At 63.6% G+C, this 25,380-nt stretch carries 20 protein-coding genes and 1 pseudogene; 7 read left to right on the top strand and 14 right to left on the bottom strand.

Translation table 11 applies throughout. The annotated features are described in order from the left end of the window. The first annotated feature begins 130 nt into the window (after positions 1-130). Positions 131-5,752 (top strand): membrane-targeted effector domain-containing toxin, encoded by a 5,622-nt coding sequence (locus CWE01_RS26985; RefSeq protein WP_100943608.1) that lies wholly within the window; start codon positions 131-133, stop codon positions 5,750-5,752. A 1-nt stretch (position 5,753) separates the two neighbouring features. Here CWE01_RS26985 and CWE01_RS26980 read toward each other — a convergent pair whose 3' ends face one another. The 10 genes from CWE01_RS26980 to CWE01_RS26935 all read right to left on the bottom strand — a co-directional run bounded on the left by CWE01_RS26980 (position 5,754) and on the right by CWE01_RS26935 (position 17,295). Beyond that, positions 5,754-6,473 (bottom strand): response regulator, encoded by a 720-nt coding sequence (locus CWE01_RS26980; protein ID WP_100943864.1) that lies wholly within the window; start codon positions 6,471-6,473, stop codon positions 5,754-5,756. A gap of 120 nt (positions 6,474-6,593) precedes the next feature. Then, positions 6,594-7,226, bottom strand: coding sequence for a TetR family transcriptional regulator C-terminal domain-containing protein (locus tag CWE01_RS26975; RefSeq protein ID WP_100943607.1), 633 nt, complete (start codon positions 7,224-7,226; stop codon positions 6,594-6,596). Between the two features lie 48 nt (positions 7,227-7,274). Next, entirely contained in the window at positions 7,275-7,976 is a 702-nt protein-coding gene (locus CWE01_RS26970; protein ID WP_100943606.1) for an NAD(P)H-dependent oxidoreductase, read from the bottom strand. Positions 7,977-8,132: 156 nt separating this feature from the next. Beyond that, positions 8,133-9,755 carry an ABC transporter ATP-binding protein gene (locus CWE01_RS26965; protein ID WP_371917163.1) on the bottom strand — a complete coding sequence of 541 codons (1,623 nt, stop codon included), beginning with the start codon at positions 9,753-9,755 and terminating at the stop codon, positions 8,133-8,135. 2 nt (positions 9,756-9,757) lie between these two features. After that, positions 9,758-10,588 carry an ABC transporter permease gene (locus CWE01_RS26960; RefSeq protein WP_100943604.1) on the bottom strand — a complete coding sequence of 277 codons (831 nt, stop codon included), beginning with the start codon at positions 10,586-10,588 and terminating at the stop codon, positions 9,758-9,760. A 3-nt stretch (positions 10,589-10,591) separates the two neighbouring features. Continuing rightward, entirely contained in the window at positions 10,592-11,551 is a 960-nt protein-coding gene (locus CWE01_RS26955; RefSeq protein ID WP_100943603.1) for an ABC transporter permease, read from the bottom strand. A 13-nt stretch (positions 11,552-11,564) separates the two neighbouring features. Next, entirely contained in the window at positions 11,565-13,166 is a 1,602-nt protein-coding gene (locus CWE01_RS26950) for an ABC transporter substrate-binding protein (RefSeq protein ID WP_100943602.1), read from the bottom strand. A gap of 52 nt (positions 13,167-13,218) precedes the next feature. Continuing rightward, on the bottom strand, positions 13,219-15,306 hold the full coding sequence (locus CWE01_RS26945) for an acetate--CoA ligase family protein (protein WP_100943601.1): 2,088 nt from the start codon (positions 15,304-15,306) through the stop codon (positions 13,219-13,221). Between the two features lie 18 nt (positions 15,307-15,324). After that, positions 15,325-16,485 (bottom strand): acyl-CoA dehydrogenase family protein, encoded by a 1,161-nt coding sequence (locus tag CWE01_RS26940; protein ID WP_100943600.1) that lies wholly within the window; start codon positions 16,483-16,485, stop codon positions 15,325-15,327. A gap of 18 nt (positions 16,486-16,503) precedes the next feature. Continuing rightward, positions 16,504-17,295 (bottom strand): enoyl-CoA hydratase/isomerase family protein, encoded by a 792-nt coding sequence (locus CWE01_RS26935; protein WP_100943599.1) that lies wholly within the window; start codon positions 17,293-17,295, stop codon positions 16,504-16,506. A gap of 312 nt (positions 17,296-17,607) precedes the next feature. On the opposite strand from CWE01_RS26935, the gene CWE01_RS26930 reads away from it, so the two are divergent. Together CWE01_RS26930 and CWE01_RS26925 are read left to right on the top strand one after the other, a co-directional pair. Continuing rightward, positions 17,608-18,804 (top strand): MFS transporter, encoded by a 1,197-nt coding sequence (locus CWE01_RS26930; RefSeq protein ID WP_100943598.1) that lies wholly within the window; start codon positions 17,608-17,610, stop codon positions 18,802-18,804. A gap of 41 nt (positions 18,805-18,845) precedes the next feature. Further along, entirely contained in the window at positions 18,846-19,442 is a 597-nt protein-coding gene (locus CWE01_RS26925) for an NUDIX domain-containing protein (RefSeq protein WP_100943597.1), read from the top strand. Positions 19,443-19,449: 7 nt separating this feature from the next. Here CWE01_RS26925 and nadE read toward each other — a convergent pair whose 3' ends face one another. The 3 genes from nadE to CWE01_RS26910 are packed head-to-tail and all read right to left on the bottom strand — an operon-like array spanning position 19,450 to position 22,165. Beyond that, positions 19,450-20,277 carry an ammonia-dependent NAD(+) synthetase gene (gene nadE / locus CWE01_RS26920; protein ID WP_100943596.1) on the bottom strand — a complete coding sequence of 276 codons (828 nt, stop codon included), beginning with the start codon at positions 20,275-20,277 and terminating at the stop codon, positions 19,450-19,452. Between the two features lies 1 nt (position 20,278). Beyond that, positions 20,279-21,508 (bottom strand): nicotinate phosphoribosyltransferase, encoded by a 1,230-nt coding sequence (pncB, locus tag CWE01_RS26915; RefSeq protein WP_100943595.1) that lies wholly within the window; start codon positions 21,506-21,508, stop codon positions 20,279-20,281. A gap of 3 nt (positions 21,509-21,511) precedes the next feature. After that, positions 21,512-22,165 (bottom strand): isochorismatase family protein, encoded by a 654-nt coding sequence (locus CWE01_RS26910; protein WP_100943594.1) that lies wholly within the window; start codon positions 22,163-22,165, stop codon positions 21,512-21,514. A 168-nt stretch (positions 22,166-22,333) separates the two neighbouring features. Between CWE01_RS26910 and CWE01_RS26905 the strand changes: the two genes are divergently transcribed. From CWE01_RS26905 to CWE01_RS26895, 3 genes are read left to right on the top strand one after another with little or no spacing between them, the layout of a single operon-like run. Next, a complete protein-coding gene (locus tag CWE01_RS26905; protein ID WP_100943593.1) occupies positions 22,334-22,879 on the top strand; it encodes an adenylyltransferase/cytidyltransferase family protein in 546 nt (181 codons plus the stop codon). A 1-nt stretch (position 22,880) separates the two neighbouring features. Beyond that, positions 22,881-23,597, top strand: coding sequence for an NUDIX hydrolase (locus CWE01_RS26900; RefSeq protein ID WP_100943592.1), 717 nt, complete (start codon positions 22,881-22,883; stop codon positions 23,595-23,597). 8 nt (positions 23,598-23,605) lie between these two features. Next, the gene (locus tag CWE01_RS26895; protein WP_100943591.1) at positions 23,606-24,109 is read left to right on the top strand and encodes an NUDIX hydrolase; all 504 of its coding nucleotides are present in this window, start codon (positions 23,606-23,608) and stop codon (positions 24,107-24,109) included. Here the strand turns inward: CWE01_RS26895 and CWE01_RS26890 are convergent. After that, entirely contained in the window at positions 24,104-24,946 is an 843-nt protein-coding gene (locus CWE01_RS26890; protein WP_100943590.1) for a PhzF family phenazine biosynthesis protein, read from the bottom strand. The genes CWE01_RS26895 and CWE01_RS26890 overlap by 6 nt on opposite strands. 223 nt (positions 24,947-25,169) lie before the next feature. Between CWE01_RS26890 and CWE01_RS26885 the strand changes: the two are divergent. Continuing rightward, a pseudogene (locus CWE01_RS26885) lies at positions 25,170-25,380 on the top strand (phage infection protein); the annotation flags it as partial.

The following is a 25,380-nucleotide window of genomic DNA, read 5'->3' as shown; positions in this document are numbered from 1 at the left end:
CGTCCCTGGCTTCTCCCGACACAGACCTGTTACATCTTTGAACATCCCTGTCCTCAGCTTTAATTACCACCCCCCGCCTTCGGCTTGCGCGTTGAATAACGGCCATCACGCAACGACAAGGATGCTCAGCATGACCCCTCCCATCACCTCGACCGATCCCCCCGCAAGCACCGCCGCGCCGGTTTCACTGGAACAGGCCATCGAGCATTTTCTCAACGACCTGCCCATCGAGACCGCCTTACGCATTCGCCTGGTCAGCGGTATCGACACCCCTGCCTTGCGCGCCGCCTACGCCGAATCCCGACAGGTACCGGCGCTGCTGCTCGACACCCGCGCGCGCTTCGAGCTGGAGCAGGAGATACAGACCTTTATCGACGGGCTGAGCCATGACTCCCCCCTCTCTGCGGTGACGCCCCTGTATTGGCAGTTGCAACTGGTCAGCCTGGAACTGATCTGGCCAACGACGAGTGTGCTGCAGGTGTACGACCCACCCGGGGACTCGGCGGCCGCCGAGTACGGCCCCGACCTCTCGCCCAGCCTGCCGAGGGTGCGTGTCAGCCGGGCCCAGGTGCTCGATGGCACGCTGTGGAGCCGCGTCCTGCAACACATGAGCCCGGCACAGAGAGCATCACTGCTGGGCGCGCAGTACGCGCCCCTCGAGACTCAGCTATCGGCGCTCAAGCGCAAGGCCGCCCCTCTACTGTCCTCTCGCCGAGGGGAACTGTTCGACAACCTCCATGCCTTCAGGCAGCAATCCCGTGATCCGCTAGTGACTCTGCTGCGTAGCCGAATCCCCCGGCTTTCCTGGGCGGCGGCCCACGAACTGCTCGCCAACTCGAGCGAGCATGACCTTCAGTCGCTGAAGCTGTCCGAGGGCGAACTGAGCGAGCGGCAGATGCTCGACGCCCACTGGTATCTGCAGGAGGAGCGCCTGAGCCAGGCCTATGAAGGCCTCTTTCTGCGGAGCCGGCAGCACAACGACGACACTCACCGGCTGCTGTTGCACACCCTGGCCACCTTGCCGGACTGGCCGTCGAGCGGTGTGCGCCTGGAACTGCGCGAGCAGGAGCCGGACGGCGCCCTGCTTGCCGGCGTCGGCGACCCGCAGGCACAACAGATCCACACCCTCCTGCGCCACACGGACGGCTTCACCCTGCATACCGCCGAAGGTCCGGCGCAAGAACCCAAGCCCGACCTGCCGGCGGTCCTGGCGACCCTGCCCGACACCCTGCGCAACCCGCTCGGGCTGACGGACCGCGAGGCCATTCAGCGCCTGCTGCGCCAACACCCTCCTCTTTCACGCGCCCATCTACGCGCCTTGCTAGGACTCTCCCCCATGGAACCATCGCAACGTCTTTCCAACGGCAACGGCTACCAGCAGGACTCACCCGCCAGCTTCGCCGCCCCCGACCAACTGGCCCAGGGCCAGCGGGAAGCCTTCGATGCCCTGGCCGCCACCAACGAACGGACCCTGTTGCTGGCGCGCCAGCAGCCTAATTTCCGCTGGTTCGCCGCCCTGATCCTGGGCCGGCAACTGCTACGTGACTTCCCCCAGGCCAGTTCGCAAGATCCCGACGGGATCTTCCTCAACACCTACGAGGAAACCCTGTACTGGCCCCTGTCGGACAGCGGTGAGCGCGGAGAACAGGTCCGCTATCGTGCTGTCAGCCAGTCGCACACGCTGACGGAGGTGTTTACCCGGCACCTGGCCGGCAATGTCCTGACCTTCGACCCGGCCACGAGCGGCTTCTACGCCAACGCCACCGACGCCTACGACGCACAGCAACTGAGCGGCCTGGACATCGCACGCTTCGGAAAAACCCTGGAGGATGCGGGCCTTGGTTTCGACACACGCTTTAGCGCAAACATCGACAGCTTCTGGACCAGCGCCGCGCCGCTGCTGCGGGAAAACCTGCAGACCCAGATTCGTCTGGAAGCGCAGTTGCGCGAACTGGATCTGAACCTGGATAAAAGCAACCGGGAGGACTTGGAGCGGGTGCTGGACCATCCCACTCACAAGCAACGCCTGAAACATTTCCCCCAGGGCGGACCGGTCCACGTCTACCGGATCGCCCTGCAACCGCAGAACCTGATTCTGCAAGGCTGCCTGGTCATCACCCGCAGCCCCGATGAGGACACTTACAAACTACCGGCATTGCTCTATCAGATCGGCCGTGGCCTGGAGCAGTTCGCTTCGTTGCAGGCACTGAGGAAGAACCTGACCCAGCGCCTCGATGACGATATCGAACGTGAATCGCTACTCGATCTGCTACCGCAGCGCCAGCGCACCTGGCGTCCCGCGAGCGCTGCCGAGCGCGGTGCACTGTTCGACTACCGGCTCGAAGAGGGCGATCCCTTCCAGCTCCTGGTGGACGGGCTGCTCACCAAGCAGAAGGAGGATTTCACCGATACCTGGCGCTTCGCCATCGGCGCTCCGGGCCTGCACAACGACGTCAACGAGTTCACCCGGCAAGTGGACGGTTCCATCAGCCTCGCCAGGCTGCTGGATATCGTCCCGGTCCTCAGGCGACGCAATCGTGACCTGATGTTCAGCGACCTGTTGAGCCGCATCAACAGCATCAGCCCGGACGAACAGACCCAGCTCGCCACCTTGTGGCGGCCGACCCTGGAAGCCAACCCGGTCCCCGCTTCGCTCAGCGACCTGCCGGTCCTGAAGGCCTATGCGGCCGACCTGCTGAAAACCCATCTGCAACAGCACTATCCGCAGATCCTGAGCCACCCTGACAGCATCGTGGTGCAGGTCACTCGCATCACCCATCACCTGAGCCCGGCCTGGCAAAGCCAACCGCCAGTCGATCGGCTACGCCCTCCGCGCACGCTGTCGTTGACGGCCCTGGCGCTGGAAAACATCAAGGGCGTGCGCCTGGGCGAATCGGTCAGTTTCAAGGCCCAGATCAGCAACCCGAGCGGGCCCACACTCAGCCTGTCGGACAAGCAGATACAGGCTATCGTCAGTGCCGTGGACGCGCCTGGCCAGTACAAGACGTTGCTCGAACAGCAACTGCTCGGCCCGGACCAGGCATCGCTGCGTGCAACCTGGCTCGAAGGGCAACGGGCGCGGATGAAGCTGCAGGCCTATGTCGCACGTCTGAGCGGAGATTTTCTCGATCCCAAGGACAGCGCCCTGGAGCGTGGCTACCGGCGTATCGAACATCTGCTCAAGTACCCGTCGGCACAGCGCCGCCCGCTGCTGGACGGCTACAGGGTCCATGCCAACTACCTGATGCTTGGCGGCACGGACCCGACACGCAACGGCATGAGTCTCGACGAGGTGCTGGTCATCAGCACCGACGCTCCCGCCAGCACCCTGCTGCTCTACACGCCACAAGGTCCCGATGGCAAAGCCTGGCGCGAGCTGGCGGATGCAGAGGCGATCAAAACGTTGCTGCACCAGCAAGACTGGAAGAACTATTGCATCGCACGGGCCGCGCGGAACGAACAGTGGGATCCGGCCAAGTTGTTCGCGCGGCAATTTCCGCTGGTCCGCTATTTTCCCATCGAAGGCGACCTGTTCACCACGCTGTACGACGCCAGGGCCTGGCATCTGATCAACAGCGTGGAGTACTTCGCGGCCAGCAACCAACGGTTGGGCCGTGACACGCTCTGGTACTGGATCAATGCGGGATCGCGCTTCGCCCTGGAGTTCGTCCTCGGCGGCGCCTCCTTGCAGCTCAGCCTGCCGGTCTACCTGTTGCGTGGTCTGTACGGCCTGGCCAACTTCGGCCAGGCACTTGCCCTGGGTCATCATCAGGAAGCCGAGGAGGCTCTGATCCAGACGCTCCTTGACGCCGTGGCGCCCTTCCCGCTGCAACTGATCAAACCCGCGTTGCGGCAGATACGGCCGCTTCCCGGCGAGAAGACTTCCCGCCTGGTCAAGACCAGCCGGGTCAGCCTGGACGGCGGCCGGCAATCGCTGCTGACCGCGGAGCCTTCGACGGCGACGTCCCTCAGGTCCCTGGCCGCGGACCTCAAGGACTATGAAATCCACACACCGCCGGAGCTGAACTATAGCCGCGACGGACTGTTCGTCGACCGTACGGCACGCCAGGACCAGTACGTGAAACTGGAAGGCAAGTGGTACCGCACCGGCTCCCGGGACGGCAAGCGATACGTCCTCAAGAAACACCACTGGGCGGAAGACATCGAGCTCGTCAAGGTCGGCAGCCATTGGCAGGCCTTGCCCAGGAGTCGCCTGTTGGGCGGCGCACCCGAGACGGTCGGCACCGCACGTTATGAGATCCCGGCCACCTACCGGAACACGCTCGAAGAGCTGATTCGCACGACCACCAGAACGCTTGATCCCACCTGGGTCTCTCCGGCTGCTTCCGCACTGGAGCGCCAGGCCGCCCCTCACGTGTACTCACTCTCAAAACGGATGCTTGAAGACGCCCAAAGTTTCTTCGCCGAAAACCCGCCCCCCGTGGCCAGGACACTGGCGCCCGACCTGCTGGACGCCGCGCTGGCGACACAACTGATCGAGCGTGGCTATCGGAACGGGAACGGTATTGTCCTCGGTGCACCCTACCAGGCAAGGAGCGGCCGCCAGTTCCTGATCGACAACATGCAGTCGCTTGCCACGGAACACCAGGTCAAGACCCTGTACATGGAAAACCTCCTGACGGACTTCGATCAGGTTCATCTCAACAACTTCCATCGTAGCGGCGTCATGTCCCAACGCCTGAGGGACACCCTGAGACGGCAAGATATCGAACATCACATCGACCCGAGCGGCCCCCATGCCTTGCATGAGGTAATTAACAGCGCACATGCCAATGGCATTCGCGTCCAGGCGATCGACTGCGCCGCCAGTTACCGCCAAGGCCTGCGCAACTACAGCCCGGATCGGGCCAGGGCCCTGAAATACTATGCCCGCCAAGTGATCAATGCGGACCAACTGCAGCAAGGCCCGCATCGCTGGATTGCCCTGAGCCAGGATTCACATGCCAGCGGCGTACACGGCGAGACGGGCCTGGCCGACCTGTTGGGGGCAGTCAACCTGCGGACCGTCGACGTCGGCGGGCAACCCTTGCCGCTGCGTGTCCTGCGTGATCCGGGAGAGTTCACCCAAGGCCAATATGCACGTGATATTCAGTTCGTCCAAGCCGATGCGAAGCTGGAAGTGAACGTGGCGCCCCAAGCGCTGCCACAAGTCAGCAAGCCTCACAGGGGGCTACTGGTCCGGCAGGGGGATTTCCTGATCGAACAAAGCGGCGATCAGTACACGCTCGTCTACCGGCCGGTCGATCCCCAGCACCCCAACCGCCAGCTGGTGACGACGGAGCAGCCGGTGACACGGAGTCGGCCTGCCGACGGTTCACACGATGTATTCCATCTCGAGGCCCCTATAAACCTCAATATCCGAGAAATCAAATACAGCAGCATCGACGACCTGATATGGGGACTCAGGCAAGGCAATATGAGGCAGGTGGTCGAGCTCAACACCGTCACCTACCTGCGCCAGCCCAAGCTCGACACCCATCCGCAACTCAGTCGCGCGGGTATGTTCACGGTCGAAACGTCTCCGCAAGGACCTGTACTGATCAATCGCTCCAAGGATCGATCCCTGGTCACGACGGTCATCCGAACCGACAGGAACACCGGCAAGTTCTATATCGTTCACCAGCGCTGGGGATTCAACGACGCACGACTGTTCGCCAGTATCGACGAGCTGACCCAGGCACTGGTCCAGGAGGTGGGGCTGACGCGTCTGGTCGAATCCACCAGCGTCTGATTCAAGCCGCCCTTGAGGTCCGGGCGGTAAACAGGTAGCCCGCGCCATGGATGGTCATGATCAGTTCCGGCGCGGCCGGGTCGTCATGGAGCTTGCGTCGCAGACGCCCGACCAGGACATCGATGGAGCGATCGCTGGGCAGCCATTCACGGTTGCGCAATTGCTCCATCAACTGATCGCGGCTCAGCGTATGGCCAGTGTTGCGCATGAACACGTTGAGCAACTGGAACTCGCCGTGGCTGAGCAGGGTTTCACGGCCGTCGCAGGCCTTCAGGCGACGGCGGTCGGCGTCCAGGGTCCAGTCGGCGAAATGCTTGAGGTGCGGGCTGGGCAGCGCCGGCGTGGCCGGTTGCAGGTGAGACACCCGGCGCGTCAGGTTGCGGGCGCGGGAAACCAGCTCGCGGGGATTCAGGGGCGTATCCAGGTAGTCGTCGGCACCGCATTCCAGAGCGGCGATCCGCTCGGCATCGTCGTTGCGCCCGCCGATCAGGATGATCCCGACCTCAGAGCGCCCACGCCATTGGCGGGTCAGGTGCAGGCTGTCCGCGCCCGGCAACTGCACATCGAGCAGGACCAGCGACACCGCGAAGCGGCTCAGACAGGCCTCGGCCTGCTCGGCCGACTCGACGCAATGGACTTCATACCCATCCTGGGTCAGACACGCCTCCAGCTGTTCACGGATCAGCGGATCGTCCTCGACGATCAGCACGCGCGGCATCACCTTCATTACCTGGCTCCTGTTCGTGCCGCGAGCGGCCGATTCTTGGAATTATGCGAAGCGGTAGGAATTTGCGATGCACTGTAGCGATTGCTGAACAGTTGATCAACAAGCCGCAAGCCCCTAGGAGATGAAACGTCGGTAGCCGCCCATTTGCAGGCCATCGACCCAGGCTTCGCAGATCTGCACGCCCTGGGCCGGGGTGAAGGTGCTGGGGTTGAGCCCGCATTCCAGCCACAGGCCGTCGAGCAAGGCGCTCAGGCCGATGGCCGCCAGGCCGCTGTCGAAACCGCTCCAGCCCTCCTCCTCGGCCAGCAGGGTCAGGGCCTTGCCCATGATGGTGCGGTACTCGCCATAGGAGTGATCGTGGGCGCGGTTGATGGCCTCGGCGGTTTTCACCGCGCCCCAGAACGCCAGCCAGGCTTCAAGCAGTTCAGGGTCGAGCATGCCTTCGGAAAACGACGCCTCGAAAAACGCCGACAGGTGCCGGCGGGCGCCGCTGCCCGCCTTCGCCACCGACTCACGCAGCAGGCTCATGACCTGCCCGGTGATATGCAGGTAGGCATCGGCCACCAGTTCGTCCTTGCCGGAGTAGTGATGGCTGATCAAGCCCACCGACACCCCGGCCTCGGCGCAGATCTTGCGGATCGAGGTGCCGACAAAGCCGTACTTCTTCAGGCAGCGCAAAGTCGCCGCCACCAGATTGGCCTTGCGCAATTCAGGGTCCATACGCAGAAAACGCGTTTCCTCGGCCATAGTGCTCCTGCCCTCTTCAACGTCGATGGCTGACTGTACAGCGTGCGGTCAGCGGATGGGATACAGCGCCTCGTCAAACTGTGACAAGCGCGGGAAGACCAGGGGACTGTCCTGTTCGAGGTTTTCCAGGCGCTCATGGTAACCGACCCGGAATTGCTCGCGAGCCTCGGCACTGATATAGGGCACGTGCCAGGCCACGAAGGGTGGCAGCACGTCGAGACCGACATAGGCCAGGGTGCCACGTAGCAAGGGGCGCAGCATGTCTTCCAGCGGGCCATGGATCGCGCCTTCGCCGAACATGTGTTCACGGCCGCCGAGGGTGACGGTGACCAGCGCCTTCTTGCCCGCCAGCCCCCCTTGGTCGTAAAAACGCTTGCCGCCGTAGCAGACACCGGAGACCAGCACGCGGTCGATCCAGCCCTTGAGAATGGCCGGCACGGAGAACCAGTAGATCGGGAAGTTGAGGATCAGCAGATCGGCCCAGAGCAGTTTGTCGAGTTCTTCCTGGATGTCCGGTGCCAGGCTTTGGGTCTTGACGCCGAGGCGTTGTTCCAGGGCGTAGACCAGGTAGTCGGGGTTGTCCCGGTCGGAGAAATCCGCGGCACTGGCCACCGGGTTCCAGTGCATGGCGTAGAGGTCGGACACCTGGACGCGGTGGCCTTGGGCTTGCAGGGTCTCGACGGCCTGGTCACGTAGAGCGGCGGTGAAGGATTGCGGTTCGGGGTGGGCGTGGATGATCAGTACGTTCATCAAGGGTCCTTATACGATTCTGAAGTCAAATAACCTTGTAGGAGCAGGGCTTGCCCGCGAAGCTTTTAGCGATATCGAGGGCCCCTTCGCGGCGGTGCGGCGTCCCGACAAGCCCTGCTCCTACAGGACAGTGGTGTTCGGAAGAATGGTGTCTACTCAGACGCTCGCTCGTTGCTGGAGAATCCGGTCCAACCAATCCGGGTCCATCTCCGGTTCCGAGGAAAACAGCAGGCCGGTGTAGTCGCGATGGGGCGGCGTGAAGATCACGTCCCGGGCGCCGGCGTCGACCACCTTCCCGCGCTGCATCACCACCACCTCATCGGCAATCGCCCGCACCGTCGCCACATCGTGGGTGATAAACAGATAGGACACGCCCAATTGCCGCTGCACCCGATCCAGCAACTTGAGAATCCCCTCGGCCACCAGTTGGTCCAACGCCGAAGTCACCTCGTCGCAGATGATCACCTGCGGCTCGGCGGCCAGGGCCCGGGCGATGCAGACCCGCTGCTTCTGCCCGCCGGACAGCTCCGACGGCAGTCGCTCCATGAACTTGCCCGGGTCGAGTTCGATCATCTCCAGCAACTCGGCCACCCGCTGACGCAGGGCCTTGCCCTTGAGTCCCAGGTAGAACGCCAGCGGTCGGCCGATGATGTCGACGATACGCTGACGTGGATTGAGGGCCGTGTCGGGGATCTGGTAGATCATCTGGATGCTGCGCAATTGCGCCTTGCTGCGGCGGCGATAGTCCGCCGGCAAGACTTCACCGTCGAACAGCACCTGCCCGCTGCTCGGTTGCAGCAGGCCGGTAATCAGTCGCGCCGTGGTGCTCTTGCCGCTGCCCGACTCGCCGATCACCGCCAGGGTCTGGCCCCGATAGAGACGCATCGAGACATCGTGCAGCACCGGCTGCTGGCTGTAGCTGGCCGAAGCGTTACGCACTTCGAGCAAAGGCCCACCCTGCTCCGGCCGGCCCTTGGGGTCGGTACGGAAACAGCGCACCGCCCACAGCGACTTGGTGTAGTCCTGGGTCGGCGCCTGGAGCATCTGCCGGGTCGCCGCCTCCTCCACCCGCTTGCCATGGCGCAGCACCATGATCCGGTCGGCCATCTGCGAGACCACCGCCAGGTCATGGGTGATGTAGATCGCCGCCATGCCGAAGCGCTTCACCGCATCGCGAATCGCCGCCAGCACTTCGATCTGGGTGGTGACGTCGAGGGCCGTGGTCGGCTCGTCGAAGATGATCAGGTCCGGCTGGCAGGCCATGGCCATGGCGGTCATCGCCCGTTGCAACTGGCCGCCGGAAACCTGGTGCGGATAACGCTGACCAATGCTTTCCGGATTCGGCAGACGTAGCACACGATAGAGCTCCACCGCCTGGGCTTCGGCCTCGGAGCGTTTCATCCCGCCATTGATCACGGCGGTCTCCACATGCTGGTCGATCAGCCGTTGCGCCGGGTTGAACGAGGCCGCCGCGCTCTGCGCCACATAGGCGATGCGCAGGCCACGCAGTTTGCGCAGGGCCTCGGCGGAACACTGGCGCAGGTCCAGGCCGTCGAAATGAATCGAGCCGCCAGTGATCCGGCAACCGTCGCGGGTATACCCCATGGCGGCGAGGCCCAGGGTCGACTTGCCCGCGCCGGATTCACCGATCAGGCCCAGCACCTCGCCCCGGGCCAGGGTCAGGTCGATGCCCTGCACCAACGGATGCCAGGCATCGTCGTAGTACCCTTCGATATGCAGGTCGCGGATCTGCAACAAGCTCGGGTTCGCTGCGTTCATGCTCAACATTCCTTCAGCCCGCTGGAGCGATAGAGCATCCAGTCGACGACAAAATTGACCCCTACCGTGAGCAACGCCACCGCCAGTGCCGGGAGCAAGGGCGTGAGGTCACCGAAGGTGATCAGCACCGCGTTGTCGCGCACCATGCTGCCCCAGTCGGCGGTCGGCGGCTGGATGCCCAGGCCGAGAAACGACAGCGCACTGATAAACAGGAAGACGAAGCAGAAGCGCAGGCCGAACTCGGCGATCAGCGGCGCGGCGGCGTTGGGCAGGATCTCCCGGGTCACCAGCCAGACCGTGCCCTCGCCCCGCAGCCGGGCCGCCTCGACAAAGTCCTGGACCACCACGTTCATCGCCACTGCCCGCGCCAGGCGGAACACCCGGGTCGAATCCAGCAGCGCGATCACCAGCACCAGCGAGGTCGCGGTAGTGCCCACCACGCTGAGGATCAGCAAGGCGAAGATCAGTTGCGGAATCGCCATGAGGATGTCCACCAGTCGCGACAGGCCCATGTCGACCCAACCGCCCTTGAGCGCCGCGATCAGGCCGGCCAGGCCGCCCAGCAGAAACGCCAGCATTGTGGTGAGAAAGGCAATGCCCACGGTATTGCGGGCGCCATAGAGCAGGCGGCTGAGCATGTCGCGCCCGAGGTTGTCGGTACCCAGCGGAAACTGCGCGCCCCAGGCGGCGAAGCCGTCGCCGACCACCTGGGTTTCCCCGTAGGGCGCCAGGTGCGGGGCCAGCAGCGCCACCGCGACATACAGGATGATCACGCAGAAGCCGAATTTTGCGCTCCAGGGCGCGTGGACCAGCTCTTTGAACACGGATTTCATGGGCTACCCCTTCGGATGCATCAGGCGTGGGTTGCTGGCGATGGACAGCACGTCGGCCAGGGTGTTGAGCACGATGTAGGTCGCGGCAAAGATCAGGCTGCAGGCCTGGACCACCGGGATATCGCGCTTGGCCACCGAGTCCACCAGCAATTGCCCCAGGCCCGGATAGACGAACACCACTTCGACCACCACCACACCCACCACCAGGTACGCCAGGTTCAGCGCGACCACGTTGACGATGGGCGCCAGGGCATTGGGCAAGGCGTGGCGAAAGATGATCCGGCCCTGGCTAATGCCCTTGAGCCGGGCCATTTCGATATAGGGGCTGGCCAGCAGGTTGATCAGCGCGGCGCGGGTCATGCGCATCATCTGCGCGACCACCACCAGGCTCAGGGTCGCCACCGGCAGCACCGAGCGCTCCAGGAGCATGCCGAAGGAAGCATCCGGCGGCAGGTTCGACAGGCTCGGCAGCCAACCCAGCTTGACCGAGAACAGCAGGATCAGCAGGTAGGCGACAAAGAACTCGGGGAACGACACCGCACTCAGGGCCAGGGTATTGAGCAACCGGTCGAACCACGAATTGCGGTACAGCGCGGCGAGCATCCCCAGCAACAGCGCCAGGGGCACCGACACCAGCGCCGCCAGGCCGGCCAGGCACAGGGTGTTGCCCAGGCGACCGCCGACCAGTTCGGCGATGGGCCGTTGGTTGGCCAGCGACGTTCCCAGGTCGCCGCGCAGGAGATGGCCGATCCAGTGCACGAAACGCCAGAATGGCGGTTGGTCCAGGCCCAGTTGGGTGCGGAACGCCGCCAGGGTCTCAGGGGTTGCCGACTGCCCGAGCATGGCCTGGGCGATATCCCCCGGCAGCAGACCCACTGCCAGGAAGATAATCACCGATACCGCGAACAACGACAGCAGCCCAAGCGCCAGGCGCTGGGACAGTAACTTCAGAATGCTGTTCATCTCGCGCTCCGCCTCAGGCCTGCCACCAGCGCTCGATCAACCGCAAGCCATCCAGCTCGCCGTAAGGCGCGGTGAGTCCGCCGTGGGCCACACGGGTCGAGCGTGCCGCCACGGAGCTGGCGAACAGCGGGATGATCGCGCCGCAATCGTCGCGACAGATCGCCTGCATTTCGTTGTACATCTCGCGCCGCAACGGGTCGTTGAGTTCACCCCGGGCCTGGTTGAGCAGGACGTTGAAGCGCGGGTTGTCCCAGTGGGATTCGTTCCACGCCGCGCCCTTGGCATAACCGATGCTGAACATGCGGTCGGCGGTCAGGCTGCTGTACCAGAACGAGGTGGTGAACGGCTGCTTGTTCCAGACGTTGGAGAAGAACCCGTCCGCCGGCTCGCGTACCACGTCGATATCGATGCCACCTGCCCTGGCCTGTTCCTTGAACAGCACCGAGGCATCAACGGCCCCGGAATAGGCCGCATCGCTGGCTTGCAGGCGGACCTTGAGGGAATCCACCCCGGCCTTGCGCAGGTAGAACTTCGCCTGCTCGGGGTCGTATTTGCGCTGTGGCAGTTGGGTATTGAGGAAACGGCTGCCGGGCTGGATCGGATGGTCGTTGCCCACCGCGCCGTAACCCTTGAGCACCGAGGAGAGCAGCGCTTCGCGGTCGATGCCATGCTTCATCGCCATACGAATGTCGTTGTTCTTGAACGGGTCGCTGTCGCAGAGCATCGGGAAGGTGTACTGCTGCGCCCCCTTGGTTTCCTCGATAACCATATTCGGATTGCGCTTGAGCAGGCCGACGGTCTTCAGGTCGACCTTGTTGATCACATCGACCTGCCCGGTGATCAGTGCATTGACCCGCGCCGCGCCGTCGGAGATGGCCAGCAGTTCCGCCGCATCGAAATGCGCGCGACCGGCTTTCCAGTAACCGGGGTTGCGTTCCAGGGCCATGCGTACGCCGGGCTCGAAGGACTTGAGGCGATAACCGCTGGTGCCGACGCCGGTACGCCAGTCGGCCAGGCCGTCCTTGGCGGGCATGATCACCAGGTGATAGTCGGCGACCACATAGGGGAAGTCGGCATTGCCCGAGTGCAATTCGAAGGCCACGCTGTCGTTGCCGGCGGCGCGCACCGCGACCACTTCGCCGAGCACGGTCTTGGCCGCGGAGGTGGATTTCTCGCCCAGGTGATGCTCGATCGAGGCGACCACGTCCTCGACGGCCAGGGGCTTGCCGTTGTGGAACTGCACTCCGGAACGCAGCTTGAAAGTCCAGATCCGCGCATCCGGCGAGGACTCCCAGCTTTCGGCCAGCTCCGGGATGGCGGAACCGTCCACGGCGATTTCCACCAGGGTGTTGTAGATGGCCGAGAAGCCGACGAAGGTGAAAGTGTCGCTCCAGGAACCGGGATCGTAGGAGTCGGAGGTGCTGCCGCCGGCCAGGCCCAGGCGCAGGGTGCCGCCGGGTTTTGGCGTGGCGTCGGCGGCCCAGGCGCTCAGCGGGAAGCCCATGGAAGCGGCGGCACCGGCCAGCCCGGCCACGGCACCGAGCTTGAGAAAGTCGCGGCGTTCCAGTGAGAGGCCGTGGGAAAGTTGAGGAATCTTGTTGTTATTATCGCTCATCGAATTGCCCCTGTTACGTTGCGGGAAAAGGGTTCGTTTGCTGATTCGGTATCTAGGCCAAACGGATTAACGCATCCACTGCCACCGCTCCCTCGGTGTTGACCAGCAACGGATTCACATCCAACTCCAGTAATGATCCGGCGTTCTCGCAGGCGTAATCCGCCACCGCGCGAATCGCCTTGACCAGGGCGGGCATATCCACCGCAGGGCCGCCGCGAAAGCCGGTCAGCAACGGTGCACAGCGCAAGCCCAACAGCGCCTGGTGAATGGCCTGGTCGGTGGTCGGCAGCAACAGGCTGCAACTGTCCTTGAGCAGCTCCACCAGAATCCCCCCGGCACCGATCACCAGTGCCAGACCGAAACCCGCTTCACGCTTGACGCCGACGATCAGCTCCGCCAAAGGCACCGATGCCATGCGCTCCAGCAGCACCTGATCGAAAGCGAGCCCCGGCGCATGCCGGGCCAGATTGCTGCGCATGGTCTCGAGTGCCGCCTGCAACGCCGCCTCGTCCTTGAGGTTGAGGGCGACACCACCGGCCTCGGTCTTGTGCGGCAAATCGGCACTGACCACCTTGAGCACCAACGGGTAACCCAGGCTGCGGGCCTCGACCAAGGCTTGCTCCGGCCGACACAACCGACCTTCGGGCAAAGGCAGGCCGAAGGGCCGCAAGGCTTGCTTGGACTGCCACTCATCCAGCAGCCGCCCGCTACCCAGCACAGCATCCGGACATACCGGCGACAACGCCGCCTCACCGCCATTCAACAAGGCCTCGCGCCGCTGGCGGTAATGGGCGATCCGGCCCCAGGCCGCCAGTCCATCTTCCACCCCTTGCAGTGCCGGTACGCCGTGGGCGTGCAGACGCTCACGGGCATGGGCCGGCAGCAACTCGGGAAAGGCCGAGGCAACGAAACCGGTCTTGCCATGCCGCTCCAGGCACTCGCAATACAGTTCCAGCAAGAGGTCGCACTCCTTGCGCTCGCCGGTAAATTGCGCCGGATAATCGAGCACCAGCAAGGCCACATCGGACGGGGTACGCAAGGCCGTTTCCAGCATCTTTTCCAGAGCCGTACGGTCGCCCCAGATCGCCGTGGTGAAATCCAGCGGATTGACCAGGTTGGCGTAGCTGGGCAACACCTGCGCCAGTTCGCCGCGCTGGCCTTCGTCCAGTGCCGGCAAGGTCAGGCCGTTGCGCTCGGCATAGTCGGCGATCAGCCCCGCATCACCGCCGGAGCAAGCCAGCCCGGTCAGGCTCGGACCCGCCGGCAAATGACCGCAGGCCGCGGCCTTGAGGGTTTCGACAAAGCTCACCGGGCCACTGACCCGAATCACCCCGAGACGCTCGAACAAACTGTCATACAGCGCATCGGAGCCGGCCAGGGAACTGGTATGACTGAGGGCCAACTCGGCACCGATCTGTGACACCCCGGTTTTCAGGGCGATCACCGGAATGCCTTTCTCCAGCGCCTTGTACGCCGCCCGGGCAAACCCCTGGACGTTCTTCAAACCTTCCAGGTGCAGGCCGATGGCGGTGACCCGCGGCTCATCGAGCAGCACGTCCATCAATTCGGCCACGCCCAGTTGCGCCTGATTGCCCACCGAAGCCATATAGGCCAGGGGCAAGGAGCGGTCACTCATGGACAGGTTGTAGGCGAAGTTGCCGCTCTGGGTCAGCACCGCCACGCCCTTCTCCACCGCCTTGCCGCCGTGGGCCACCGGCCACAGGGCGACGTTGTGCAGATAGTCGAGCAAGCCATAACAGTTGGGCCCGAGCAGCGCCATCTCGCCCGCCGCCTGCAGCAGTTGTTCCTGCAGGGCCTGCCCCGCCTCGCCGGTTTCGGCAAAGCCGGAGGCATAGCAGATCGCCCCACCCGCGCCCTTGGCCGCCAGTTCGGCGACACAGGTCAGGGTCAGTTCACGGTTGGTGGCGATAAACACCGCGTCAGGCCCGCAGGGCAGTTGCGCAACCGACGCCACGCAGGGAATCCCGTCGAGTTCGGCATGCTGTGGGTTGACCAGCCACATCTGGCCCAGGAAGCCGCCGTCGGCACAGCGCTTGAACGCCCGCGCCATGCTGCGCCCACCCACGAACGCCAGGTGGCGCGGCGCGAGCAGGCGCTTGAGGTTGTCTCTGATGGACATACTGTTCTCCTGGTCCGATCAGCGCAGCAGCGGCCGCAGCAGTTCGCGGGAAATGATATGGCGCTGGATTTCCGAAGTGCCTTCCCAGATCCGCTCGATCCGCGCGTTGCGCCAGATCCGCTCCACCGGTCCTTCGTCCATCAGGCCCATGCCGCCAAAAATCTGCACCGCTTCGTCGGCGGCGCGGCCCAGTACTTCGCTGGCAAACAGCTTGGCCATGCCGGCTTCGCCATCGGTCATGGTGCCCTGGTCCATTTTCCAGGCGGTGTGCAGGGTCATCAGTTCGGCGGCGCGGATTTCCGTGGCCATGTCCGCCAGCTTGAAGGAGATACCCTGGTAGGTACCGATGGCCTGGCCGAACTGCTTGCGATCGGCCGACCACTGCAACGCCACGTCCAATGCCCGCTGGGCCTGGCCGACACAGTTGGCGGCGACCATCACCCGCCCGGCGGTCAGCCAGGCATTGGCGACTTCCCAGCCCTTGCCGATTTCGCCGAGGACCTTGGCCGCTGGCACGCGGCAGTCGTCGAAGAAGATTTCGCTGGTGTGATAGCCGCGGTTGCTCACACATTTCGGGCCACGGCGGATGGTCATGCCGGGGGTGTCGCGATCCACCAGGAACGAGGTCACGGCGTTGCGCTTGCGGCCGTTATGTTCGTAGGTGTCGGTCACCGCGAAGACGATGGCGAAATCCGCGTGCCCGGCATGGCTGATGAAATGCTTGCTGCCATTGAGGACGAAGTCATCGCCATCGCGTACCGCGCGGGTCTTGATGGCATTGGCATCGGAGCCGGCGCCCGGTTCGGTCAGGGCAAAACAGTCGACCTTTTCACCGCGCACGCAGGGCAACAGGTAGTCTTCGATCTGCGCCCCGGTGCAGGCCATGAGGATCTTCGACGGACGCGCGACAAACACGTGCAGCGCCCAGGACACCTTGGACAGCTCGCGCTCGATCAGCGCCTGGGACAGGTAGTCGAGGCCGCCACCCCCGACTTCTTCCGGCATGTTGAAGGCATAGAAGCCCGCCGCGATGGCCTTGGCGCGAATCTGTGCGGCCAGTTCCGGCGACACCGCGTCGGCGCGGTCAACGGCTTCCTCATGGGGCAGCAGCTCTTTCTCGACAAAGCTGCGAACGGCGTCCACCAGCATGTCCTGCTCTTGGGTCAGTTGGAAATTCATGGGGTACCTGCTGTTCGGTTACTGGCCGATAAAATGAGGGGCGCGTTTTTCCACCGCGGCCTGGAGCGCTTCGGCGCCATCGCGGCTGCGGCCGCAGAGCAGGCCGGCGGCCTGTTCGGCCTGGAGCTGTTCGGCCAGGTTGCGCTCGGCGCCGTCGCGGATCAGCACTTTGCTCTGGGCAAAGGCGAAGGTCGGGCCTGCCGCCAGTCGGGCGGCCAGCTCGGAGGCGGCGGATGCCAGTTGCTCATCGGCGCAGACTTCGCTCACCAGGCCGGTGGCCAGGGCGCGGTCGGCGCCCCAGAGTTCGTCGAGGAACAACAGGCGCTTGGCCTGCTCGCTACCGATCAGGCGTGGCAGGTGCCAACTGGCCCCGGCGTCCGGCGAATAGGCCATGCTGGTATAGCCGGCCTTGAACCGCGCCGATTGCGCGGCCAGGCGGAAATCGCAGCACAGGGTCAGGTCCATCCCGGCCCCCACCGCCGTGCCGTTGATGGCGGCGATGGTCGGCTTGGCGAAGGTATGCAGGCGATTCATCAGGACATGGGCGGTTTCAGTCCAGCCGTAGCTTTCGAGAATCCCGCGGCGTTCGGCATCGGCCCATTCGGCCAGGTCCGCGCCGGCACAGAAGCTGCGACCGCTGCCAGTCAGTATCAGCACCCGCACCGCCGGGTCGGCTTCGAAGCGTTCCAGCAGGTCGATCAGTGCCTTGAGGGTGGGAATGTCCAGCGCATTGCGTTGCTCGGGACGGTTGAGGGTGATCCGGGCGATGCCGGCCTCGACCGCGTGAAGCAGTGTCGGGTGGGAGGTCATGAAGGGCCCTCGTCTTATTGTTTTTGAGCGTGAGGTGTAGCGTTGCGGTCGATACTAAACAAGTGTTCAGTAACACCGCAATCTTTCGAGAAAATCCGCAGATGCGCGGACTTAAAGGGCAAGTCATTGATTAAAAATGGGATTTTTAAAATCGAAGGCGAGGCTGCGGGCAAGTTGTTACATCTTCGAACAACTCCCCCTGATGGCCGCCGAATAATCAACGTGGCTGATATCGACTATGCCTGTGACCCTCTTACACCGCCGCCCGCCAATGTCTAGACTCGCTCTCCGTCCGTTCCAGAGCCTTCGCCGATGAAAAACCACCCCGCCCCCATCATGACCCGCGCCCTGGTGATGCTGTTCGCCTTCTGCTGCGGCGCCATCGTGGCCAACATCTACTACGCCCAGCCGATCATCGAACTCATCGCTCCGGACCTCGGTATTTCCGCCCACAGCGCCAGCCTGATCGTGTCCCTGACCCAGATCGGCTACGCACTGGGCCTGTTTTTCCTGGTGCCGCTGGGTGACCTGCTGGAAAACCGCAAGCTGATGATCGGCACCGCGCTGATCGCGGTGATCAGCCTGGTGGCCGCCGGCCTGGCCCGGCAACCCGGGGTGTTCCTGGTGGTGTCGCTGTTGATCGGCTTCAGTTCGGTCTCGGTACAGATCCTGATTCCCCTGGCCGCGCACCTGGCCCCTGAAGAATCACGTGGGCGCGTGGTCGGCGGCATCATGGGCGGCCTGCTGCTGGGCATCCTGCTGGCGCGGCCGCTGTCCAGCGTGATCGCCGATCACTTCGGCTGGCGCACGGTGTTTATCGCCGCCGCCGTGCTGATGCTGTTCATCATGCTGGTGATCCTCACCACCATGCCCAAGCGCCAGCCCAACCACAGCGCCACCTACGGGCAACTGCTGGGGTCGCTGGGGAAACTGTTCCGCGACCAACCGGTACTGCGCCAGCGTGCCTGGTACCAGGGCCTGATGTTCGCCACTTTCAGCCTGTTCTGGACCGCCGTGCCCCTGGAGCTGTCGCGGGTCCATGGCTTGTCGCAGTCGCAGATCGCCCTGTTTGCCCTGGTCGGAGCGATGGGGGCCATCGCCGCGCCGATGGCGGGTCGACTGGCGGATGCCGGGCATACGCACCGGGCGTCCTGGCTGGCAATGCTGCTGGCAACCCTGAGCTTTGCCCCGGCGCTGATCCATCCGGCCTACAGCGTGATCGGCCTGGCCGTGACCGGCGTGTTGCTGGACTTCGCGGTGCAGATGAACATGGTGCTCGGGCAGCGTTCCGTCTACGCCCTTGATGCAGCCAGCCGCGGTCGCCTGAATGCCTTGTACATGACCAGCATTTTCATCGGCGGCGCTACCGGCTCGGCCCTGGCCAGCGTGTTGTATGAGCAAGGCGGTTGGCTGGCGATCATGGCGCTGGGCAGCGCGATGCCGCTGGTGGCGCTGTTGAGTTTCCTCGTGGTCGCCAATCGCCAGAAGCGGCAGATGGCGGTGGCATAAACTTGTATGATCTGCGCTTTGCATACCACAGGGCGTGGATCATGACCGCAACGAAAGACCGGGTTCGTATCATCGACAGCACCGTCCTCTCGGACGACTGGTACCTGTTGAAGAAAACCACCTTTGACTTCCTGCGCAGCGACGGCACCTGGCAGCGGCAAAGCCGCGAGACCTACGACCGTGGCAATGGCGCGACCATCCTGCTGTTCAACCGCGAAAAACGCAGCGTGGTGCTGACCCGGCAATTCCGCTTTCCGGTGTTCGTCAACGGCCACGACGGCATGCTGGTGGAGGCCGCCGCCGGCCTGCTGGAAAACGCTTCACCCGAAGACCGCATCCGTGCCGAAGCCGAGGAGGAAACCGGCTACCGCGTGCAGAACGTGCAGAAGATCTTCGAGGCCTTCATGAGCCCCGGCTCGGTAACCGAGAAACTGCATTTCTTCCTCGGCGAATACGACGGTGACAGCAAGGTCAGCCATGGTGGCGGCCTGGAAGCCGAGGGCGAGGACCTGGAAGTGCTGGAGTTGTCCCTGGACGACGCACTGCAAGCCATCCGGCGCGGGGAGATCGTCGATGCCAAGACCATCATGCTCTTGCAGTATGTGGCCTTGAACAACACCCTCGACACCCCACGCTGATCCCGGCTCACACCGGCGAGTACGGCAAGGCCCGTTTGTGCGCGGTCCTGGCGTAGGCCGCTTCGATGATCGAACTGGCCTGCGCCGACACGGGTTGCCCCAACAGGTAAGCGTCGATCTCGGCGTAGGTGCAACCATAGGCGACCTCGTCCGGCTTGCCCGGCACCAGTTCTTCCAGATCGGCTGTCGGCGCCTTGTACACCAGTTGTTCCGGCGCCCCCAGGGCCGAAGCCAGCCGTCGTACCTGCCCCTTGGTCAAACCGGACAAGGGCGCCAGGTCGCAGGCTCCGTCACCGAACTTGGTGAAAAACCCCATCAGCGCCTCCGCAGCATGATCGGTACCGACCACCAGCCCATTGACGAAGTTGGCGAGCGCATACTGGGTCATCATCCGCGCCCGGGCCTTGACGTTGCCCTTGACGAAATCCACCTGCGCCGGCGCTGCCTCCAGGCCCTCGACCTCAAGACTGCCCATCAACCCCTCCACGCAGGCCGAGATATTCGCGCTGCTGACCTGGTCCGGCCGGATAAAGGCCAGGGACGCCTGGGCATCGTGTTCATCCGCCTGGGTCCGGTACGGCAAACGCATGGCGATAAAACGTGCCGTGCCGCCCTCCTCGCGCAACTGCTCCACCGCCAACTGACACAGCCGGCCGGCGGTCAGTGAGTCGACGCCGCCGCTGATTCCCAACACCAGCGCCTCGCAACCGGAGCGCTTCAACAGGGCCTTGATGAAGTTGATGCGGCGGGCCAGTTCCGCTGCCTCGTCGCCCGGTACCAACTGCCGGTTCACCCCAAGCGCCTTGGCAATACGATCCTGATTCTCGGTTCCCATCTCACACCTCCAGCTTCTGGTTGAATTCAGTCACGTTGAACACCTGCGCCGCATAACGCAGGAACGACGGGTCTTCACACACATTCTTCACCGGGTCATCGGAAAACTTCACCACCGGCTCGCCGTGGACCCGCACCAGCTTCATCACGATGCTCAGCGGTTCGACCCCATCGACATCGCAGGCCAGGCTGGTCCCCATACCGAAGCCGAACCGGGCCTTGCCACGGATGTGACGAAGGATCGGCAGGCACCTCTCGAAATTCAGCCCATCGGAAAACATCAGGTCCTTGGTCATCGGATCGATTCCCAGCTGCACATAACGCGCCAACACTTTGTCGGCCCAGACAATCGGATCACCCGAATCCTGGCGCAGGCCGTCGTAGAGCTTGGCGAAATACAGGTCGAAGTCCTTGAGGAAAAAGTCGGTGCTGATGCAGTCGGTCAGGGCGATCCCGAGACGGCCGCGGTATTCGCGCACCCAGTTCTCCAACGCCGCATTCTGGCTTTCCCGCAGGCGACCGAGTTGCTGGTGCACCATCAGCCATTGGTGGGCCATGGTGCCGATCAGTGGGAGATCGAACTCGTAGGCCAGGTGCGCATTGCTGGTACCGACGAACACCCCGGGGAAATCCCGTCGCATGATGTCCACCACCTCGCGCTGGGCGCGGAACGACAAACGCCGGCGGGTCGAGAAGTCCGAGACCCGCAGGTCGGCCAGTTCGTCGCGGCTGAGGTTTTTCTCCAGCCACTCGAACTTCTGGTAGAGCTTGCGGGTAACGTCTTCCAGGGTCACCTCCGGGTATTTGTCGCGGTTGCGCAACTCGCTGACCAGGGCCAGCACCGGCTGTTCGAACATGATGCAGTGCAACATCGGGCCACGGACGCGGATGCTCAGTTGGCCGTCGATTTCGCTGACATGGATATAGCTCAGGTTGAACCGGAACAGCCCGAGGAACTGCTCGAAGTCCGGTGTCAGGTATTCGCGAAAACGCCGGTTGAACAGAAAGCGCAGTTCACCGTCGCGCATTTGCAGGTCGGCGAGCTTTTCCAGCTCGAGGCGCAGCTCGGGGATCAGGTGCGTGAGCCTCTCCCGGGAACGCACGATGAACTGATATTCCACCTCGACATTGGGGTACTGGTGCAGCACCGCCTGCATCATGGTGAAGGTGTAGTAGTCGGTATCCAGCAGTCCCTGGATGATGCCGCCTTCGCGGTTGAATGCACTTTCCATGAGTTACTCCTTGTGGCTCGCCACGCGGGCCAGCTGTTCGCGACTGTTGACGAGTTCGATACGCGCCTGTTGCAGGTCGTGGACCGCCTGCTGCGCGCCATCGGCGCTGATGGCGCGACAGGCCGGCAGGTAGACGATGACTTTGAAACCCGCCCCCGCCAGTTGCAGCGCGGTGGTCTTGACGCAGAAATCCAGGGCCAGCCCGCCGACGATCACCTGCCGGACGTGCCGGGCATTCAGGTACTCGATCACGCCGGTGGAGAGTTTGTGCTGGAGATCGTGGAAGCAGGCGCCGTAAGGGTGCAATTCCGGCTCAACGCCCTTCCAGACGAAATAGTCGTAGTCCTGGGGCGCCGGCAGCTCATCGAGCAGCGTGAAACCTTCGGTGCCGGGGACGCAGTGGCTGACCCAGGTCAGATCGGCGTGCTCCAGCCCCGTGGGCTTGAGCATCTGCTCGTGGGAGTCCACCACCCAGGGGGCCAGGGGACTGTGGGCGTCCTTGCTGCCGACGCGGATATCGGCCAGCGAGGCCATGAAGTTCAGCTCCGCACCGATCAGATGGCCGCCCACCACCGGCAACTCATCCGGGCAGAGTGGCGTGAAACCCTTCTGGGCATCGACATCGAAGGCGGCGGTCTTGATCACTTGAGCGTTCATGGCGAGTTCTCCCTTGGCGATGAAACAAAGGTACATGTCATGTACTTTCAAATCAAGCACGATTTCACCGATAGCAAACCTTTCAAATTTAATAAGGATTCCTTCGTGAGAAAGCCGCTTGATACGTAAGTACATGACGAGTACCTTAAACACAAAGGAGACCCACCCATGTACGAACTCGCAATCTACGGCGGCGCCTTCAATCCTCCCCATGCAGGTCATGCCCAGGTGATGATCGAAGCCTCCCGTCACGCCCGCTCGGTGTGGGTGGTGCCGTCCTTCAGGCATCCCCACGGCAAGCGCATGGCCGAGTACGAGCGGCGCCTGGGCTGGCTGCAAGCGATCGTCGAACGGGTGCGTCCGGCCTGCTCGTCGGCGATTTCGCTGTGCCGGATCGAGGAGCAACTGGCCCGGGAGACCGAGTCTCCCATCTACAGTTATGAGTTGCTCTGCGCCCTGGCCGAGATGACCGGCCTGCCCACCCGCCAGATCGCCCTGGTGGTCGGGCACGACGTGGCCGCGCAGTTGCCGGACTTCCATCTGGGCGCACAACTGCTCGAACGTTTTTCAGTGCTGTGCGTGGAGGAACAGGCCGGTGTACGCAGCACCTTGCTGCGTGAACGACTGGCGCAGGGCGAAACATTGCCCGCCCACTGGATGGCACCCGGGATGGATCCGGTAGACTACGACCTCTATGCCGCACACAGGACTTGATATGCCGGACCGTTCCCCCACCGCGCCGAGGAAAAGCGACTACCTGCACACCGTCGACTTGTGCGTGCTTTTCTACTGCCGTGACTCCCAGGCACTGCAGATCCTGCTGCACAAGCGTGAAGCCGATCCCTTCCAGGGCCATTGGGCACTCCCGGGTGTGGTGGTCAACGGCGCGGTGGCCGACCTGACGCTGGACGACGCGGTGGAACGCCTGCGCGCCAGCGACAAGGTCAATCTGCCGCTGGCCTGGATCGAACAGGTGGGCACCGTCGGCGATGCCTTTCGCGACCCGCGCTGCTGGTCATCCTCGACCTTCTACCTGGCCATTGTCAGTGAAGAGCCGATCCTGAACGAGCAACAGGCCTGGTTTGCCCTCGACAGCGTCGCCGATGCTTCGGTGCGCCTGCCCTTCGATCACAACACGCTAGTGGCGGCGGCACAGGAGCGGCTGCTCTCCAAATCGCTGTACAGCAGCCTGCCGCTGATGTTTCTCGGTTCCGAGTTCAGCGCCCCGGAAGCCACCTCGATCTTTTCCCGGGTGCTGGCGCGGCCGGTGCTCAAGACCAGCACCCGGCAACGCTTGCTGAAGATGACCGAAGCCGGCTACCTGCGGGAAACCGGACGCAAGAAACAGGGTGACGGCGGCCGCCCGCAAGCCACCCTGGAAAACCTCAAACCTGACGCGCTCTATCTGTTCGACCGCTGCTTTCTGGAGTAACACCGCGCATGAAGCCCGACACCGAATCCGAATGCCTGCTGCACACGCCCTACTTCGACGTGGTCAAGGAGCGGGGTTATTTTATCGTCAAGGAAGCCCAGGCCATCAATGGCGTGGTCGCGGTGCCTGTCCTGCCGGATGGCCGCCTGATGCTGGCGGTGCTGCAACGCCGGGCCATCGGCGCCCAGTCGATCGAGTTCCCCCGTGGCGCCATCGACCGTGGTGAGACCGCCAGCGATGCCGCTGCTCGCGAACTGCTGGAAGAAACCGGCTGGCCGGCCCTGAAGGTCACCGAACTGGGCCTGCTGCACAGCAATACCTCGCTGATCGCCAGCGCGGTTGCCGTCTGCCGGGTGGACATTGACGGCGAAGCGGTGGAAGGCACCGATGGCGAGGTCGACAAGGTGCTGTTCGTCAGCCTGGCCGAACTCAAGGCGATGATTGCCGCCGGCAAGATTACCGACGGGCATACCTTGTCGGCGGCGATGATGCTGATCGCCCAGCCCTTATAGGTTCAGGCTGCCGGTGATGCAGGTCACGGCGGCACCACCGACCCAGATCTCGTCACCCACCTGCTCCACGCGGATCCGCCCGGCACGGCCCATCGCCGTGCCCTGGCTGACCCGATACGACTGCGGCGCCCGTCCCTCTCCCAGCAGCCAACGCGCAATACCGGCGTTCAGGCTACCGGTGGCAGGGTCTTCGCACATGCCGTCACCGGCGATAAAGGCACGCACCTCGAACTGACATTCGTCGCCGTCCAGTGCTGGATTCCAGGGTGCGACCAGCCCTACCGCCAACCCTTTCAATTGGGCGTAGTCAGGTTTTACCGCCAGTACCCGCGCCCGATCGGGCAGCATCAGCACCAGCCAATCGACGCCGTTGTCGACCCACTGGGCATCGAGCACCTCCTCCGGAGCCAACCCCAGCCCGAGACGAACCTGCTCGCGCAACGCCTCGTCCAGGGGACCTGCGCGACGCAGCGGCGGTGCGATAAAGGCCAGGTCATCGCCCTCGCGCCGAATCCGCACCAGACCGATCCCGCACTCCTGAATGATCTCCTCGCCCTGGGGCACGCCACCGGCCTCCAACCAGGCATGGCATGAGCCCAGGGTCGGGTGCCCGGCGAAGGGCAGCTCCCTGGTCGTGGTGAATATTCGTACCCGGTAATCCGCCCGAGGGTCCTGGGGCGTTTGCAGGAAGGTGGTTTCGCTGAGATTGGTCCAGGTCGCGAAGGCCTGCATCTGCTGGTCAGTCAGCGGGTCGGCGGCGAAGACCACAGCCAGTGGATTGCCCTTGAATGACTCGCGGCTGAAAACATCCAGTTGCTTGAAATCGTGCTGGCTCATGGTCGGGCTCTCCGGTGAAAAAGGGTCGGCGGTCAGTTCAGGGATTTCATCACACAACCCTGCTTTTGAACCCACACAGTCGAACCCTTTTCAGCCCCTACACCTGTCAGGCAGCTCCATCATTGCCGTCGATGGTCACCATCGACCCAATGAAGTTCTCTTAAAAATCCAGGCGCGTAACCTTCGCTCCATACCCAACACATAACACCCGGAGCACACCACCATGAAACGCCAACTCTTTCTCGGCCTCGCTTTCTCGGTACTGGCAGTCAACGCTTTCGCCGCCTCCTCGGCTCAACCCGTGGTCGCACATACTCAACAAGCAGTGGCTGAAGGTGGTTCTGATCGTTTGATCGACCGCCGTGTCGCCGAAGGTGGATCTGACCGTCTGATCGACCGCCGCGTCGCCGAAGGTGGTTCTGACCGTCTGATCA

It is taken from the genome of Pseudomonas sp. QS1027, assembly GCF_002814235.1.
GTDB lineage: Bacteria > Pseudomonadota > Gammaproteobacteria > Pseudomonadales > Pseudomonadaceae > Aquipseudomonas.
Note: the sequence above shows the minus strand (reverse complement) of the source record. Positions and strands in the feature narration are given on the sequence as shown.

What these genes read in the sequence shown, in the direction of transcription:
- pncB (WP_100943595.1), bottom strand. Translation starts at nt 21,508, where the DNA reads ATGGAAAGTGCATTCAACCGCGAAGGCGGCATCATCCAGGGACTGCTG.
- CWE01_RS26945 (WP_100943601.1), bottom strand. Translation starts at nt 15,306, where the DNA reads ATGTCCATCAGAGACAACCTCAAGCGCCTGCTCGCGCCGCGCCACCTG.
- CWE01_RS26940 (WP_100943600.1), bottom strand. Translation starts at nt 16,485, where the DNA reads ATGAATTTCCAACTGACCCAAGAGCAGGACATGCTGGTGGACGCCGTT.
- CWE01_RS26925 (WP_100943597.1), top strand. Translation starts at nt 18,846, where the DNA reads ATGACCGCAACGAAAGACCGGGTTCGTATCATCGACAGCACCGTCCTC.
- CWE01_RS26930 (WP_100943598.1), top strand. Translation starts at nt 17,608, where the DNA reads ATGAAAAACCACCCCGCCCCCATCATGACCCGCGCCCTGGTGATGCTG.
- CWE01_RS26900 (WP_100943592.1), top strand. Translation starts at nt 22,881, where the DNA reads ATGCCGGACCGTTCCCCCACCGCGCCGAGGAAAAGCGACTACCTGCAC.
- CWE01_RS26955 (WP_100943603.1), bottom strand. Translation starts at nt 11,551, where the DNA reads ATGAACAGCATTCTGAAGTTACTGTCCCAGCGCCTGGCGCTTGGGCTG.
- CWE01_RS26970 (WP_100943606.1), bottom strand. Translation starts at nt 7,976, where the DNA reads ATGAACGTACTGATCATCCACGCCCACCCCGAACCGCAATCCTTCACC.
- CWE01_RS26960 (WP_100943604.1), bottom strand. Translation starts at nt 10,588, where the DNA reads ATGAAATCCGTGTTCAAAGAGCTGGTCCACGCGCCCTGGAGCGCAAAA.
- CWE01_RS26890 (WP_100943590.1), bottom strand. Translation starts at nt 24,946, where the DNA reads ATGAGCCAGCACGATTTCAAGCAACTGGATGTTTTCAGCCGCGAGTCA.
- CWE01_RS26935 (WP_100943599.1), bottom strand. Translation starts at nt 17,295, where the DNA reads ATGACCTCCCACCCGACACTGCTTCACGCGGTCGAGGCCGGCATCGCC.
- CWE01_RS26965 (WP_371917163.1), bottom strand. Translation starts at nt 9,755, where the DNA reads ATGAACGCAGCGAACCCGAGCTTGTTGCAGATCCGCGACCTGCATATC.
- CWE01_RS26910 (WP_100943594.1), bottom strand. Translation starts at nt 22,165, where the DNA reads ATGAACGCTCAAGTGATCAAGACCGCCGCCTTCGATGTCGATGCCCAG.
- CWE01_RS26950 (WP_100943602.1), bottom strand. Translation starts at nt 13,166, where the DNA reads ATGAGCGATAATAACAACAAGATTCCTCAACTTTCCCACGGCCTCTCA.
- CWE01_RS26975 (WP_100943607.1), bottom strand. Translation starts at nt 7,226, where the DNA reads ATGGCCGAGGAAACGCGTTTTCTGCGTATGGACCCTGAATTGCGCAAG.
- CWE01_RS26985 (WP_100943608.1), top strand. Translation starts at nt 131, where the DNA reads ATGACCCCTCCCATCACCTCGACCGATCCCCCCGCAAGCACCGCCGCG.
- nadE (WP_100943596.1), bottom strand. Translation starts at nt 20,277, where the DNA reads ATGGGAACCGAGAATCAGGATCGTATTGCCAAGGCGCTTGGGGTGAAC.
- CWE01_RS26905 (WP_100943593.1), top strand. Translation starts at nt 22,334, where the DNA reads ATGTACGAACTCGCAATCTACGGCGGCGCCTTCAATCCTCCCCATGCA.
- CWE01_RS26895 (WP_100943591.1), top strand. Translation starts at nt 23,606, where the DNA reads ATGAAGCCCGACACCGAATCCGAATGCCTGCTGCACACGCCCTACTTC.